Raw genomic sequence first — 15288 nt, 5'->3', positions numbered from 1 at the left:
AAACCGTCACATCGTGTGACAACGTCGAACGACCCTACGTCGTGTAGGGACGCCGGCAGGACGCGAGATGTTTCCCTCCCATCCCTTACCCTCATTAAGCATCGGATCCTTCCCTTAACCAATAATCATCTCGAAACCAAGTCTTCCAGATTATGCTTCTTGTCTTGAATAAGGCCATTTTGATTAGTCAAAATCAACACCAAACTTTAACAGCCTAAAAGAAAATTACATAAGGTCCAAGAATACAAATCATAAACAAGATGTGAACACCTATGAAATACGCTGCTTTTAATACAGAACTCCATTCATCACTGGTAAGCTTCACACATAAATAAGCGAGAAGGGCAAAAAAGATAATGTAAAAATAGGAGCTACCTGTGAAGCTAAAGTAAGCAGGAGCAGTACTATTAAATGACGGGATAAAGAAATGACTTTTTAATAACAGAGCGGATGCTAAATATATTCCTACCCCCGCATAGAATACCCAATAAGGATCTTCATCAGTGAATCTTCGAAAGAACAAGAACAGAGCAGCAAAGAATGCTAATGGCCATATGAACCAATGGGCGGTAAGGACAACAGTCACAAGTCCTTTAAACAACATCGACATCGTATCTCCAAAGGCAATTAACGCATCATCAAATGTATAGCTATTCGCTTTATTTACAATCTTAGGATTAGAGGAGGCTATAAATAATTTATATGGTTCTCCTATCTCGTTCCAAATGATAGTTTGGTTATCAATATATGTAGGGTGAAAGATCAATCGATAAGAGTGACTTCTTCGTTCTACTTGTGTATCTCCATCTTGGTAAGCTAGTTCATACACATTGAAGGACCGGTTTGAAACGTTACTTCTGTCTGTTTTTCCGCTAGCTTTAAAAAGAACATGGAACGTATTATTACGATAAGTAGCAGAAAACTCGCTTGGTTCTCGTAATGTTCCACCTGCATGTGGGTCATTAAGCTTTGTTTCTTTAAATTCCATATCAGAACCATTCAATTTGGCCTCTGCAATATAAGGATATAACGTTTTCTTATTTCCAGTTGAAACGCTTGCTAATACAAAGAGACCAATCTTTTCGTTCGTTGTTGAGACGATTACATCCTCCACTTGTTGGCTGGGAGGGAATTCGCTGGATTTGGTTGCTACTTGTTTGTAACCGTCTCCGTTATGTTGATAGACGATTACCTCCACTTTATTTCCTTTCGTGCGCTTGAAGTAAATAGGTGGATTGTCGGTGGCCGACTGCTTAATTGGAATAAGAGAGTAACCGTCCGGAACATCTAATAAGGTAGACGTTTCCTTTGCTTCTGGATTATATCTGTGTAGTTGTTGATCATATGTATAAAAAATAGCAGAAGCGGTTGGGTAAAATGTTTCAGCATTTGCCACTACATTTTTTTGTTTATCTATAATTTCTTCACCATTAAAATAAGCTAGAAAATCATCCTGATAAAAAAATGAATCCCATTTACCGAAGGGGACTTCGATGGTTTGTTTATCCAATTCGTTAAATTGAGGATCCCATTCTGTTTTGCTTAAAGAACCATCAATAAATTGAGTAATGATGTATTCGTTTTCGTTTTTATGTACATATGGGGCACGATTGATTGTCGTTTTTCCAACCTCTACCTTGCGACTCCAATCTGTTTCTGGTTCTTTTGATATGGCTTCTATTCGTTGGAAAAATACAAGCGAGATTGAAGCTAATACGATTAGAAAAGGAACTAACCAATATAAACGTTTCTTAAAAAAGTGTTTCATCAAATTCTCCTTATCCTTCATTAAATGTAAAAATATTCTAACATAAAGTCTACTAGAAATAAAAAGAAGTCTAGAATGAATTTTCTAGACTTCTTCGTTCTCTTCACTATGTGCTAAACGACTTGATGCAGCAGCAGCAATGGCTCCTACGATATCATCAAGGAAGGTGTGGCATCCGTTTGATTTATCGTTTAGTTTTCCGAGAATACCTGGTTTTTGTTTATCAATAAATCCGTAGTTGGTGAATCCAATGGACCCATACACATTTACAATCGATAAGGCAATGATTTCATCTACTCCATAGAGGCCCTCATCCGCTTCAATTGTATCCTGTAATGGAGACTCAAGCATCCCTTTCTCTGCAAGGATATCTAATTGAATTCCTGTTAAAATAGCATTTTGTACTTCGCGCTTGGAAATAACTCGTTCTACATTATGTCTACATTCATCTAAGGATAATTCATCATGATATTTGGATTGTAAGTAATAAACGAGATCTGCCATATCGTCTACTGTAACACCACGTTCTGTAAGCCATGTGCGTGCTTTTTCTTCTAATTTACTCATATTCTTTTCACCCATCATTATCACCTATTCCTTCTCTGTCTATATTTTCTTACTATAACCCATTCTTCTATAGAGAAACAACTTTCAATCATTCTATTGAACAAAATGTCCTAATGTTCTTCTTTTTTCTATTATACATAAAGATAAGAATAAGAAGAAATTTTATTTGGTGGGTGAGGGATATGAAGGAAGAACTGGAAGCTAAATACAACTTAACGTTAGGTCGTGAATGGAATCAATTCGGAATGAAAGGGTATGAGAGTTCGGAAGGGTATGTTGCGTTATTACCAGCTCATAATTTAACGGATGAAGAAGTATTTGAGCAGCGATCGTTGAGTGAGTATATGTTGAGCAATCAATGGTCCTATACAACACTACCCATTTTTACGAAAGAAGGGACAATACGAACAACCGTTGAAAATCAAGAAGTTATGCTAGCTCATGTAGGGGGGCTATTTTCTAGCGATCAGTCTCAGGGTTCCAAGCTTGCGCAGTTTCATGAAATGGGTCAGCAATATCCATACCAACCACAGCACATTTCCAGGTACGGTAAGTGGAAAGGATTGTGGGAAGAAAAAATGGATGCTTGGACTGCCTTATACAAACAACAATGGGATGTTCATCCGGCTTCGTCTTTTCAACGTCTTTTTATTGAAACATACCCCTATTTAGAAGGAATAGTGGAAAATGCGATTCAATATCTACAGGAAAGTGAACAGGATTGGAGATACGAACAATTCGATCAAGGAACCTTTACTGTTCAGCGTCTTCATCCTAGTCTATTAGATCAAACGATATGGAGTAATACGATTGTTTACGATCACGCATCAAGAGATATTGCAGAATGGATGAGGTATCAACTACTTGAAAAAGGAGAGAGTAGCTTCCAGGATATTCGGGCCTTTATGGATGATTATGAAGCAATTCGCCCATTATCTGTTTTTGGATGGAGATTAGTGTATGCAAGGCTGATTCTCCCCATTAATTTATTTGATCGATTGGATGAATGGTTTAATCATACGGATCATTCTGGTAGAACACAGGAAGATCAATTACGAAATCAACTTGAACAACAAGCTAACTATGACAAAGTCCTTCATCATTTCTTTGAAGGGATCAGGTTGGATGTGAATAAAGTTCGAATCCCAACACTTGATTGGTACTAGTATTACGGTGTTTGCTCATTTCTTTAATAGTAATAGGAATAATAGGGAAAACCTTTTCTTATATGCTAACATGAACTTGTTCATGATAGTTAGTAGCTAAGGAGGGTCCCGATTGAATAAACCATATGTATATATAACACGTACATTACCAGAAGAAATCGTTGAGCCATTTAGAGAGACATTCACGGTGAAAATGTGGGGTTCGAAAGAGCAGCCTGTTGATCGTGAAGTTTTACTAGAGGAAGCTGGCAAAGCGGATGCGTTAATTACCATGTTAAGTGATCAAGTGGATGAAGAACTTCTTTCTAAAGGGGAAAACGTAAAGGTGATAGCAAACCTAGCAGTAGGCTTTGACAATATTGATATCAAAGCAGCTGAAAAGAAAGGCGTCACGATAACCAATACGCCTGATGTATTAACGGAAACAACAGCTGATTTAACGTTTGGGCTTTTAATGGCAACAGCTAGAAGGTTGATGGAAGCAAATGAGTATGTACAAAATGGAGACTGGAAAAACTGGGCGCCTTTATTAATGGCTGGCCATGATATTCACCATAAAACCATTGGCATTGTAGGAATGGGACGAATTGGTGAAGCGGTAGCACATCGTGCCAAAGGATTTCATATGAATATACTTTACCATAACCGAAGTCGAAAACAGGACGCTGAAGAAAAGCTTGGAGCGGTCTATGCATCGCTCGATGAACTAGTTACTCAAGCTGATTTTGTCGTTTGTTTAGCTCCGTTGACACCTGAAACCAAAGGCATGTTTAACAAAGAAATATTTAAGAAAATGAAATCCAGTGCGATTTTTGTAAATGCATCTCGTGGAGACAATGCTAATGAAGAAGATCTGTATGAGGCATTAGTAGAAGGAGAAATTGCAGCCGCAGGGCTTGATGTATTCGAAAATGAACCTATCTCAGAGGATCACCCACTGCTATCATTACAACAAGTCGTCGCTTTGCCTCACATAGGGTCAGCTAGCGTTGAAACGAGAAAAGCAATGATGAATCTATGTCTAGAAAATGTGCAACTAGTATTGAATGAGAAAGAGCCGAAAACAAAAGTAACGTCTTAGATGAAGAGAACCTGTTATGAAAATAGCAGGTTCTTTTTTAGATTGTATAGATAGTACAACGTTTAACTCTTACATATCTTGCTCCAGAGCGGAGCGGTTGAATAAGTATTGTTTATCGAATGTTTACCCTTCAAATAAAATAATGGAATTGTATGCGTTTGATTTATTAAAAGAATATAAATTTTCAGTTTTCTGTTGTATTCTTAACATAAGGCTTATATAATGTGCGTTATAGATAAACACATGTACATTCCAGGAAAACAATAGGAGGGCTTACCATGCAGCAAAAAATTAACGTAGGATTATGTGGGTTTGGAACTGTCGGCTCAGGAGTAGTGCAAATTCTTGAAAATCATAAAGAAGAAATTGTACACCAAGTTGGCTGTCCCATTGAGGTTAAACGAATCCTAGTCAATGATATGAACAAAAAACGTGAAGGAAATATTCCATCCTCCTTGTTAACGGACCAAGTGGATGAACTTGTGCAGGACCCAGAAATCGACGTTATTGTTGAAGTTATGGGTGGTATTGAAGGTACGTATAAAGTGCTTGAAAAAGCAATACAGAATAAAAAACATATTGTAACAGCCAATAAAGATATGATGGCGGTTTATGGCTCACCATTATTAGAATTGGCGAATGAAAATCAGTGTGATGTAAGGTATGAAGCAAGTGTAGCAGGTGGTATTCCAATTATTCGTTCCTTAACGGATGGTCTAGCATCTGACCGTATTAATAAAATCATGGGGATTGTGAATGGAACAACAAACTACATTCTTACAAAAATGATAGAAGAGGACAGAACATTTGAGGATGTTTTAAAAGAAGCCCAAGACTTAGGCTATGCAGAAGCCGATCCGTCCTCTGATGTCGATGGATTAGATGCTGCTCGTAAGGTTAGTTTATTATCGACACTTGCATTCTCGATGCCAGTTGAATTAGATGATGTTGATGTAAGAGGAATTAGAGGAATTTCGTTTGACGATTTATCCTATGCTGAGCAACTAGGCTATACGGTGAAGCTACTAGGAATCGCCGCTCGAAATGAAGGCAAGATTGAAATGAGCGTGCAACCTACACTAGTACCGCATAGTCATCCATTAGCCTCTATCAAAGATGAATATAATGCAGTATATGTATATGGAGATGCAGTTGGAGAAACGATGTTCTATGGTCCAGGAGCAGGCCAGTTACCAACAGCAACAGCTGTCGTTTCTGATTTAATGGACGTTGTGAAGAATATCCGATTAGGTGTTACGGGTAAATCATCTGTTAATCCTCAATTTGAAAAAAGCTTGAAATCCAGCAATGAGGTATTTTCTAAATTCTTCCTTCGACTAGAAGCAGAAGACGAAGCTGGTACATTCTTGGCGATAACGAATGTTTTTGCACGACAAAATGTAAGCATGGATAAGATTTTACAAATGCCGAAGAAAGATCATTCCACTGCTGAAATTGTGCTGGTAACTCATCAGGCAAGCAGAGAGCAAATTGATGTCATATTACATGACTTAGAAGAATTAGATGTTATAAAAGGTGTTCATAGCTACTATCGTGTTGAAGGAGAGGGGGAATAATAATGAAATGGGAAGGTTTATTGGCACACTACAAAGAGTATTTGCCAATTACAGAACATACGCCTACCTTGTCTCTACGAGAAGGTAATACACCTCTCATTCCCCTAGAAAAACTTTCTAAAGACTTTGGCGTAGAAGCCTATGCCAAGGTGGAAGGTGCAAATCCTACTGGCTCTTTTAAAGATAGAGGGATGGTCATGGCAATGGCAAAAGCTGTGGAGGAAGGAGCAAAAGCGGTTATCTGTGCATCAACTGGTAACACGTCCGCATCTGCTGCTGCCTACGCCGCTAGAGCGGGTTTGAGATGTGTTATTGTTATTCCTGAAGGGAAAATTGCTCAAGGTAAGTTAGCCCAAGCAGTTATGTATGGAGCAGAAGTGTTTTCTATAGAAGGAAACTTCGATGAAGCATTAGAGATTGTAAAAATCTTAAGCGAATCGGATGATTTTACATTAGTGAACTCCGTTAATCCGTATCGTATTGAAGGGCAAAAAACAAGCTCATTTGAAGTGTGTGATGTTTTAGGTCATGCACCAGATTACTTGTGTATTCCTGTAGGAAATGCAGGGAATATCACAGCTTATTGGAAAGGCTTTGTCGATTATAACGAAGCAAAGCAAACTGGTCTTCCTAAAATGATGGGATTTGAAGCAAGTGGATCTGCTGCTATCGTTCGCAATCAAGTAATCGAACAACCGGAGACAGTCGCAACAGCAATTCGAATAGGAAACCCTGCATCCTGGCAACATGCAGTGAATGCTGCGCATGATTCAGAAGGGGCAATTGATGAGGTAACCGATGAAGAAATTATTGAAGCTTATCAATGGCTAGCTCAAAATGAAGGCATTTTTGCTGAACCAGCTTCTTGTGCATCCATAGCAGGTTTATGGAAAGCGCTACGCTCGAATAAGATATCTAAAGGTGCATCTGTTGTTTGTGTACTCACTGGTAATGGGTTAAAAGATCCGCAAACGGCCATAGATACAAGTACCCTAAAACCAGAAGTACTTCCTAATGATAAAGACACAGTAATTGAGGCTATCAAAGGTCGTGTGTATTCATGACGATAAATATAAGAGTACCTGGTAGTACGTCAAACTTAGGGCCAGGTTTTGACTCGATTGGAGTAGCATTAAATCTATATCTAGAGCTGTCTTTGTCCCCTTCCGATTCATGGGAATTTGTAGCCTTATCATCTGATTTAGAAGGTGAATTAGACAGTTCGGATAACTTGATTATGAGAACAGCCAAACATGTTGGGCAGCTCTACAATCAGGAAGAGGATCAAGCTTATCGTGTGGAAGTGAAGAATGATATCCCTTTAGCGAGAGGACTTGGCAGTAGTGCTGCTGCTATTGTAGCAGGAATTGAACTAGCCAATTATGCTTATGATTTGAAGCTTCCGACAGAAGAAAAAGTGAATTTAGCAACCAATTTTGAAGGCCACCCTGATAATGTCGTCCCCTCTATTGTTGGAGGGTGCGTCATTGCCCATTATGAAGAGGATGGGGTGGTTAATTGGCAAAAGCTATCAGTAGATAAGCCTAGTTTCGTTGCGTTAATTCCAAAGCAAGAGTTGAAAACCTCTGAGGCTAGAGAAGTTTTACCCTCAGAGCTACCTTATAAACAGGCAGTGGAAGCAAGTTCTGTGGCAAATGTGTTAGTCGTCGCACTTGCACAAGAAAATTGGCAGTTGGCAGGAAAGATGATGGAGAAGGATTTATTCCATCATCAATACCGAAAAGAACTCATCCCACAATTTGAAGATATTCAAGCCTTCATGAGAAACGAAGGAGCTTATGGGACTTTCTTAAGTGGTGCTGGTCCAACAATCATGTCACTTATGGATACAGACTTAGTGAAGCGCATTGAGTTCAAATGGGTGAAAAACTTTCATGACTTTGAATGGAGACCATTAAATGTAGATACGTACGGTCTAGATATCAATAGACGCTTTGAAACGAATCCAATTAAATAGAGTAGGTTGTAAGAATCACCTTAGGTAAAGATTACCTGAGGTGATTCTTTTTGCGCCTAGATATAATGAAGATGTGGAAGTATCCGTGTGAAAGGGTTCCGGATTTTTCATTAATCCCTTTAACTAAATTACAAATTTTTATTGAAGAAACACTACTGTAAATTATATAATTTACATTAACTTGTTAGCGTTTTGCAATAGTAAAGCGTATCATCCAGATGTAGCACTAGGAGGAAGACACGATGTCATTAACGAAAAAGATTTTACTAGGTATGGTACTTGGTGTCGGTGTAGGTCTGTCTTTAAATGCAATTGGACAAGGCTTCTACGATGTATCCCAGAAATTCGTACTATATCCTATGGGACAAATATTTGTGAATTTAATCAAGATGTTAGTCGTACCTATTGTGGTCGTTTCGCTAGTTCTTGGAACAGCAGGAATCAGTGATCCAAAGAAACTAGGGCGAATAGGGTTCAAAACGGTAGCCTTCTTTCTTGTTACCACAGCCATTGCCCTAACACTAGCCCTTACACTTGGCGCAGTTCTTCAACCAGGTGCTGGTGGCGAAGCAATGCAAGGTGGAGATTTCGAAGCAAAAGAAGCTCCTGGTGTCGTGGAGACACTTCTTAATATTATTCCAACAAATCCAATAAATTCAATGGCTCAAGGTGAGATGCTTCAGGTCATTGCCTTTTCCATTATCGTTGGTTTTGGTCTATCTCAAATTGGAGAAAAAGGGGATAGAATTTACCGATTGTTTGAGCAAGCAAATGAACTGTTAATGTACCTTGTTCAGATTGTAATGAAATTCGCTCCTTATGGTGCCTTCGCACTAATAGCAGATGCTATCGGTAGTCAAGGTGGAGATGCATTACTAAGCATGCTTAAGTACATGTTAGTTGTCTTATTAGCATTAGTAATTCACTTATTCGTAACGTACGGATCTGCTTTATATGTACTAGGTAAAATGAATCCAATCGAGTTTTTCAAGAAATTTTCCCCAGCTATGATTGTAGCATTCAGTACATCTAGTAGTTCAGGTACCTTGCCTGTATCCATGCGTACAGCACAGGAGAATCTAAAAGTACCTAAAAGTATCAGTGGGTTTGTTCAGCCGTTAGGAGCTACTATCAACATGGACGGTACAGCAATCATGCAAGGTGTTGCCACCATGTTTATCGCTCAAATGTATAATACAAACTTAGGTCTTGGAGAGCTATTAACGGTAGTACTAACTGCAACACTTGCTAGTATTGGAACAGCAGGAGCACCTGGAGTAGGACTCATTATGCTATCTATGGTACTAACATCCGTAGGTCTTCCTGTTGAAGCTATCTCCCTTGTTCTAGGCGTCGATCGCTTGCTTGATATGTGCCGCACATCTGTAAACGTAACAGGAGATGCCACAGCAGCATATATCATTGGTCGCTCTGAACGAGGAAGAGAAGAAGAAATCCCCGTTTCCAACGAGCAAAGCGCTCAGTCTTACTAATATTGAGGGTCAGCTACATTTCTTGTAGCTGACTCTTTTTCTATGTTTAATAGAAGCAATTCATATGGTTGTTTCACCGTCACCTCCCGCGATATTGGGAGAAAGAGCAGCGTGGCCGGGAAGTGAAATTGGAGCGGTTGCTCCAATTTGGAAAAAGTTGATCTGAAATTGGTGAGAGTCGCTCCAAAAACCAAAAAGTCGCTCCGAATTTCGAAAACTTGCTCGCAAAGCCCCAACGTATCCGGTCTGTAACCAACACAAAAAAAGCTTGTAGATCACATCTACAAGCTTTTACGGTGTATATGTTTTTTTAGAATACTTGTTCTACTTCTCTAATGCCTGGTACTTCTTCTACTAGTGCACGTTCGATACCAGCTTTAAGTGTAATGGTTGAACTTGGGCAACTACCGCAAGCTCCCATTAGACGAAGGCGGACAATACCTTCATCCACATCTACGAGTTCAACGTCTCCACCATCACGTAGTAAGAAGGGACGAAGTTTATTTAATACTTCCTGTACTTGATCTGTCATCATCCATCTTCTCCTTTCCATAGTTCTATTATAAAATGTTCTTTAGAAAAAAGCTATTGTATTGAGTGAGTTTTTAGTGTTATTTGTTTGAACAAATACTGGTGCAATCATCATGTAAAATAAATGAGAACCATTATCATTTTATCTTTTTTTGTTCTTTTTGTAAAATGATTTATAAAGGATCTACGTAAAATTGGAGGGAATGGGATGGGCAATATAGCAATTACTGTATATGGAGCAGAACAAAAATGTGCAAGTTGTGTGAATTTACCAAGCGCTAAAGAAACGTATGAATGGTTACAAGCAGCAATTGAACGAAAGTATGATTCAGAGCAAATAAATTTTACGTATGTGGATATAGATGAGACACAAAATAATCCAGAGTACCAAGCGTTCACTCAAAAGATTATCGATGAAGAATATTTTTACCCGTTAGTTGTGTTAAATGGTGAAGTGGTCGGGGAAGGGAACCCAAAATTAAAAAGTATTTATCATGCAATTGAATCAAACGGTTTATCTCCTGACAAATAAAAAGCTCTAAAATGGTTAGTATGAAAAGGTTGAAAAGGCGAGCTTGAGGCTTTTGTTTACATCTAGCGAGATTACAAGTTGGTTGAGGTTATGGATTACTTTGATAAAGTGATGTGGCCACGTCCAGCTCCAGCGCCCAGCGACTAGTGTGCTTCCCTCACCTCTGTACGATAAGTCAACATCGAATCACTTCGTTCTTCGTGTTTCCTTTATCTCCTACGGATCAGTCCAGCACATACGTCGCTAAACGGGCGCTTCCACTTTTGTTTTTTTGCTAACATATGATATTATGTATGGTTGAGTAGGGGATTCATCATTAAAATATAAGCTTGAGGTGAGTAAGATGAATCCAATTATAGAATTTTGTATTAATAACTTAGCTAGTGGGTCTCATAAAGCAAAAGAAGAGCTTGAAAAAGACCTGGAACTAGATGTAATAGAATACGGTTGCTTGAGCCATTGTGGGCTATGTGCGCAATCATTGTTTGCGCTTGTAAATGGGGACCGAGTTACAGCTGAAACCCCAGAACAATTAGTAGAGAATGTATATCAGCATTTAGAGGAGAATCCCCTGTTCTAAACGCGATGCACCCTTACATCGCGTTTTTTGTACATATATAGGGATAAAAAAGGGAATTCACTTTTTTTGGATATGCAGAAACATTTACACTACTAAGAAAAAATTGTTAAAATATACTGTAGCATTTTATCTTGCTAAAGTACTTATGAGACGAAAAGAGGCTCAGCATGAAACCAACATGGTATTTTATTGATTCTGGTCATGCTTCACCTGCTTTTAATATGGCATTAGATGAAGCACTACTAAAGTGGCATAGCCAAGGAGACATTCCTCCGGTTATACGATTTTATGGATGGGAACCTGCAGCGTTATCTGTAGGGTACTTCCAAAAACTGAAAGGCAAAATTGATGTAGATGCAGTACATAAACATGGTTTTGAACTAGTAAGACGGCCAACTGGTGGTCGTGCAGTCCTTCATGATAAAGAACTAACGTATAGTGTTATTGTGTCTGAAAATTATGAAACAATGCCTCCTTCTGTAACAGATGCTTATAGAGTGATTTCGCAAGGATTATTAGAGGGATTTCAAGAACTAGATATTCAAGCTGAATTTTCGATACCTGAAGGGAAATTACAACAAACAGGTTCAGCAGTATGTTTCGATGAACCTTCCTGGTATGAATTGATTGTAGAAGGTAGAAAGGCTGCTGGCAGTGCACAAACTAGACAAAAGGGAGTTATCTTACAGCATGGCTCCATTCCTATTGAAGTGGATGATGTAACACTATTTGATCTATTTATCTATCCAAATGAACGCGTAAAAGAAAGAGCTCGTAAAGCTTTTGGTGGAAAAGCAGCTGCAATCAATGAAGTAGCTGGAAGAGAAATTGATCTTCCGGAAGTGAAAGATGCCTTCAAGCGAGGGTTTGAGAAAGGTTTAGATATACATTTAGAACCATTTACACTAACCGACGAGCAGTTTCAGGAAGTTTATACCCTAATGGAGGAACGTTACCAGAGCAAGGAATGGACGTACTCTCGTTGAGGGAGGACATGAACAAAAATGGAAAAGGGAAGTGAAATCCATGGCAAAAAAAGAAGAACACGTACGTAAACCCGATTGGCTGAAAATAGACATTAAGACAAACAAGTCTTATAACCGTTTGAAGAAAATCATGCGTGAGCGTAATCTACATACCGTATGTGAGGAAGCAAAGTGTCCTAACATACATGAATGTTGGAGCGAGCGTAAAACAGCGACTTTCATGATTTTAGGCGATACGTGTACACGCGGTTGCCGTTTCTGTGCAGTTAAAACAGGATTGCCGAATGAGTTAGACCTACAAGAACCTGAGAAAGTAGCCGAGTCCGTTGAATTAATGGAACTAAAACACGCAGTGGTAACAGCTGTTGCACGTGACGATTTGAACGATGGTGGTGCACAAGTATTTGCTGAGACGGTAGAAGCGATTCACCGTCGTCAACCAGGCTGTACAGTAGAAGTTCTCCCTTCTGACATGAAAGGGGACTACGATAGCTTATACACGTTGATGAACGCAGGTCCTGATATTTTCAACCATAATATTGAGACGGTTCGTCGTTTAACACCTAGAGTTCGCTCTAAAGCTACCTACGACCGTTCTCTGCAACTACTAAAGCGTGTAAAAGAAATTGCTCCAAATACACCTACAAAATCAAGCTTGATGGTCGGTCTTGGGGAAACAAAAGAAGAAATCATCCAAGCTATGGACGACTTATTAGCTCATGATGTGGATATCATGACCATCGGGCAGTATCTACAGCCAACGAAGAAACACTTAAAAGTAGAGCGCTATTATCACCCAGATGAGTTTGAAGAATTACGTCAGATTGCAATGGAAAAAGGATTCCAACATTGCCAGGCTGGACCGCTTGTCCGTTCTTCTTACCATGCGGATGAACAAGTTAATGAAACGTCACTTCAACGTAGAATTAAATACATGAAGGGCTATGAAGAATCAGAAGAAGAAAAATTAGACACGCTGAACTTTTAATGAATAGCCATAACTATAGAAGAGCACTCCAATTACATTACATTGGAGTGCTTTTTTATTAAATCAGAGCAACTTTTTTAATTCATTGCTTGAGTATATGTCGCTAAACGGGCACGTCCGCTCCTAGTTTCCCAAATATTCTATCTCGGGAATTCTAGCCTGATTGTATAGGTTGTGTTTCAAATTTGTAATCTTCCCTTGTTTGGTACCATTGATCTCTCGCCATATCCACTATTTTGGGGTCAATAGCTGTTTTTCTTTTATCTACAACCTTAGAGAAAAATTGGATAGCTTCGTGGGCATTGCCGAGTCTGCGATTGAGTTCTCCTATAATATATAATACTCGTATTGGTGACATTTCTGTTTGAGTGAGATCATCTTCTTCATAAGATTTACGGTAAGCTTGTTCTGCTAATCTCATAAACCTAGCTTCTTCAAAAAGATTTTCTGCCTCCCGATACAACCAGACAACTCGTACATACAATCCTGCTAACACGATGGGTTTTTCGTTTTTTAGGGTTGCTGTGTAGATTGCTAATTTAACAGTTTTGATGGATTCGTTTCGTGTACGTTCTAATGAATAGTTTTGAAACGACCATTGATCTGCAAGTTTATGTTGGATGTTTGTTACACTGTCTTGTGGAAAGAGGGAAGAAAACTGATCAGTAAACGAATATCCACACTGTGGACAAACAGCTACGGTATAATAAAGTGGATTAATCGCTTCGTGTTTATAAGTTGTGCAAAAATCAGTATCTGTATGAATGGGACGAATAAAACGTGATCGAGCCTTTTTTGTTGTATAAGAAAAGGAACAAAAAGGGCATGTGATACTTTTGTCATATAAAGGTTCTGGTTGTTGCAACGATAATCACCCTTTTGTATGTGTTGATGTAGTCCTAAGTTACTATAAATGTATCTGAATCTCAATCTATTTACCTGTGCAAAATAAATTGTTAGATGAGGATAAAAAGGTGAAGTTTGTAAAATTGATACATTCGCCATTTGTTTGTATACTGGTATTAAGAAAGACGTAAGGAGGAACGCATATGAATAATTTGAATATATCTGATAGCGCTAGCCTTCAAATTCAAGAGATGATGAAGGAAGAAGAATCAGAACAAACTCGCCTTCGCTTTGGAGTAAAAGGCGGAGGGTGCAGTGGCCTTTCCTACGCAATGGGCTTTGATGATGAAGTGAACGAAGAATTAGATATTACATTTGATGCAAATGGAATTCCAGTTGTAATGAATAAACAAGACCTTGATGTTGTAGTCGGCACAACTATCGACTTCAAACAAAACATGATGGGTGGAGGATTCACAATCGATAATCCAAATGCTATCGCTAATTGTGGCTGTGGCTCATCATTCAAGACTGCAACGAACGCTGGTACACCAGATAAAGATTGCTAAATGTTATATGAACTAAATAACCTTCCCAATTGTTACTGTGGTAACTAATTTGGGAAGGTTTTTAATGTTTTGGCTATGTTAAAGTTTGGTGTTGATTTTGGAATCAACTAATCTAAATAGTTTTATTCAAGATAAGAAGCATAATCTGGAAAAACTTGGATTCGAGATATTTTATAGAATCAACGTGTCGCAAAAGAGGGATGTTTCCGTTGCTTTTGTGAGAATAAAGGTGGCCGTGGAACAACTCGCGTCCTGCCGGCGAGCTGGCAAGCCTCCTCGAGCCCAAGATCGGGGCTCTGCGGGGTCTCGCCTACCTCTTTCTCCGGCGGGAGTCTCCTTGTTCCACGGCCACCTTTGCTGTTTTGGGAGGGACGGAAACATGGCCAGAAAAGGGGGTTTTAGGTTGTCGCTCCTATTTTAGAAAAGTTGATCTGAATTTGGCGAAAGTCGCTCCAAAAATCAAAAAGTCGATCCTATTTTCAGAAACTAGCTCCTATATCATAAATCTCGCTCCTAAATTTCGAAAGTTGCTCCTGTTTTCCGATTCTCGCTCCGAAAGTAGAAAAGTCGCTCCAGAGCCCATAATTATGGCGAAAGGTCGCTACTACGCATAGCAAACTCGATCA

14 protein-coding genes and 1 pseudogene are annotated in these 15288 nt (G+C 39.0%); 11 read left to right on the top strand and 4 right to left on the bottom strand.

Annotated elements, in window-relative coordinates; translation table 11 throughout:
* Nucleotides 1-214: 214 nt before the first annotated feature.
* Nucleotides 215-1768: a hypothetical protein gene (locus N782_RS18385; RefSeq protein ID WP_036823730.1), complete on the bottom strand. Its 1554-nt coding sequence runs from the start codon at nucleotides 1766-1768 to the stop codon at nucleotides 215-217.
* A gap of 84 nt (nucleotides 1769-1852) precedes the next feature.
* The gene (locus N782_RS18380) at nucleotides 1853-2350 is read right to left on the bottom strand and encodes a phosphatidylglycerophosphatase A family protein (RefSeq protein WP_036823728.1); all 498 of its coding nucleotides are present in this window, start codon (nucleotides 2348-2350) and stop codon (nucleotides 1853-1855) included.
* Nucleotides 2351-2517: 167 nt separating this feature from the next.
* On the opposite strand from N782_RS18380, the gene N782_RS18375 reads away from it, so the two are divergent.
* From N782_RS18375 to N782_RS18350, 6 genes are all read left to right on the top strand, one after another.
* The gene (locus N782_RS18375) at nucleotides 2518-3501 is read left to right on the top strand and encodes a protein kinase family protein (protein WP_036823725.1); all 984 of its coding nucleotides are present in this window, start codon (nucleotides 2518-2520) and stop codon (nucleotides 3499-3501) included.
* Nucleotides 3502-3613: 112 nt separating this feature from the next.
* Nucleotides 3614-4582: a 2-hydroxyacid dehydrogenase gene (locus tag N782_RS18370; RefSeq protein WP_036823722.1), complete on the top strand. Its 969-nt coding sequence runs from the start codon at nucleotides 3614-3616 to the stop codon at nucleotides 4580-4582.
* 278 nt (nucleotides 4583-4860) lie between these two features.
* Nucleotides 4861-6159: a homoserine dehydrogenase gene (locus N782_RS18365; protein ID WP_036823719.1), complete on the top strand. Its 1299-nt coding sequence runs from the start codon at nucleotides 4861-4863 to the stop codon at nucleotides 6157-6159.
* 2 nt (nucleotides 6160-6161) lie between these two features.
* Nucleotides 6162-7223 carry a threonine synthase gene (gene thrC / locus N782_RS18360; RefSeq protein ID WP_036823716.1) on the top strand — a complete coding sequence of 354 codons (1062 nt, stop codon included), beginning with the start codon at nucleotides 6162-6164 and terminating at the stop codon, nucleotides 7221-7223.
* On the top strand, nucleotides 7220-8137 hold the full coding sequence (gene thrB, locus N782_RS18355; RefSeq protein WP_036823713.1) for a homoserine kinase: 918 nt from the start codon (nucleotides 7220-7222) through the stop codon (nucleotides 8135-8137). Before thrC ends, thrB begins: the two co-directional genes overlap by 4 nt.
* Nucleotides 8138-8379: 242 nt before the next feature.
* Entirely contained in the window at nucleotides 8380-9630 is a 1251-nt protein-coding gene (locus N782_RS18350; RefSeq protein ID WP_036823711.1) for a dicarboxylate/amino acid:cation symporter, read from the top strand.
* Nucleotides 9631-9940: 310 nt separating this feature from the next.
* Here N782_RS18350 and N782_RS18345 read toward each other — a convergent pair whose 3' ends face one another.
* Nucleotides 9941-10183 carry a NifU family protein gene (locus N782_RS18345; RefSeq protein WP_202406273.1) on the bottom strand — a complete coding sequence of 81 codons (243 nt, stop codon included), beginning with the start codon at nucleotides 10181-10183 and terminating at the stop codon, nucleotides 9941-9943.
* Between the two features lie 186 nt (nucleotides 10184-10369).
* Between N782_RS18345 and N782_RS18340 the strand changes: the two genes are divergently transcribed.
* The 4 genes and pseudogenes from N782_RS18340 to lipA all read left to right on the top strand — a co-directional run.
* On the top strand, nucleotides 10370-10693 hold the full coding sequence (locus N782_RS18340) for a YuzD family protein (protein ID WP_036823701.1): 324 nt from the start codon (nucleotides 10370-10372) through the stop codon (nucleotides 10691-10693).
* A 343-nt stretch (nucleotides 10694-11036) separates the two neighbouring features.
* Nucleotides 11037-11273, top strand: coding sequence for a YuzB family protein (locus tag N782_RS18335; RefSeq protein ID WP_036823700.1), 237 nt, complete (start codon nucleotides 11037-11039; stop codon nucleotides 11271-11273).
* A 167-nt stretch (nucleotides 11274-11440) separates the two neighbouring features.
* Nucleotides 11441-12259 (top strand): lipoate--protein ligase family protein, encoded by an 819-nt coding sequence (locus N782_RS18330; RefSeq protein ID WP_036823699.1) that lies wholly within the window; start codon nucleotides 11441-11443, stop codon nucleotides 12257-12259.
* A 28-nt stretch (nucleotides 12260-12287) separates the two neighbouring features.
* Nucleotides 12288-13247: pseudogene (gene lipA, locus N782_RS18325) on the top strand (lipoyl synthase); the annotation flags it as partial.
* A 154-nt stretch (nucleotides 13248-13401) separates the two neighbouring features.
* Here lipA and N782_RS18320 read toward each other — a convergent pair.
* Nucleotides 13402-14112, bottom strand: coding sequence for a DUF2225 domain-containing protein (locus tag N782_RS18320; RefSeq protein WP_036823697.1), 711 nt, complete (start codon nucleotides 14110-14112; stop codon nucleotides 13402-13404).
* 184 nt (nucleotides 14113-14296) lie between these two features.
* On the opposite strand from N782_RS18320, the gene N782_RS18315 reads away from it, so the two are divergent.
* Nucleotides 14297-14662: a HesB/IscA family protein gene (locus N782_RS18315; RefSeq protein ID WP_036823695.1), complete on the top strand. Its 366-nt coding sequence runs from the start codon at nucleotides 14297-14299 to the stop codon at nucleotides 14660-14662.
* The last annotated feature ends 626 nt before the right edge of the window (nucleotides 14663-15288 follow it).

Origin of the sequence: Pontibacillus yanchengensis Y32, from assembly GCF_000770635.1 — a bacterium.
Classification (GTDB): Bacteria; Bacillota; Bacilli; order Bacillales; family BH030062; genus Pontibacillus; species Pontibacillus yanchengensis.
Note: the sequence above shows the minus strand (reverse complement) of the source record. Positions and strands in the feature narration are given on the sequence as shown.

Bases quoted from the DNA above. Each gene is read 5' to 3' on its own strand.
- thrB (WP_036823713.1), top strand. From the start codon at position 7,220: ATGACGATAAATATAAGAGTACCTGGTAGTACGTCAAACTTAGGGCCA.
- N782_RS18315 (WP_036823695.1), top strand. From the start codon at position 14,297: ATGAATAATTTGAATATATCTGATAGCGCTAGCCTTCAAATTCAAGAG.
- thrC (WP_036823716.1), top strand. From the start codon at position 6,162: ATGAAATGGGAAGGTTTATTGGCACACTACAAAGAGTATTTGCCAATT.
- N782_RS18375 (WP_036823725.1), top strand. From the start codon at position 2,518: ATGAAGGAAGAACTGGAAGCTAAATACAACTTAACGTTAGGTCGTGAA.
- N782_RS18335 (WP_036823700.1), top strand. From the start codon at position 11,037: ATGAATCCAATTATAGAATTTTGTATTAATAACTTAGCTAGTGGGTCT.
- N782_RS18380 (WP_036823728.1), bottom strand. From the start codon at position 2,350: ATGGGTGAAAAGAATATGAGTAAATTAGAAGAAAAAGCACGCACATGG.
- N782_RS18385 (WP_036823730.1), bottom strand. From the start codon at position 1,768: ATGAAACACTTTTTTAAGAAACGTTTATATTGGTTAGTTCCTTTTCTA.
- N782_RS18330 (WP_036823699.1), top strand. From the start codon at position 11,441: ATGAAACCAACATGGTATTTTATTGATTCTGGTCATGCTTCACCTGCT.
- N782_RS18340 (WP_036823701.1), top strand. From the start codon at position 10,370: ATGGGCAATATAGCAATTACTGTATATGGAGCAGAACAAAAATGTGCA.
- N782_RS18365 (WP_036823719.1), top strand. From the start codon at position 4,861: ATGCAGCAAAAAATTAACGTAGGATTATGTGGGTTTGGAACTGTCGGC.
- N782_RS18350 (WP_036823711.1), top strand. From the start codon at position 8,380: ATGTCATTAACGAAAAAGATTTTACTAGGTATGGTACTTGGTGTCGGT.
- N782_RS18345 (WP_202406273.1), bottom strand. From the start codon at position 10,183: ATGGAAAGGAGAAGATGGATGATGACAGATCAAGTACAGGAAGTATTA.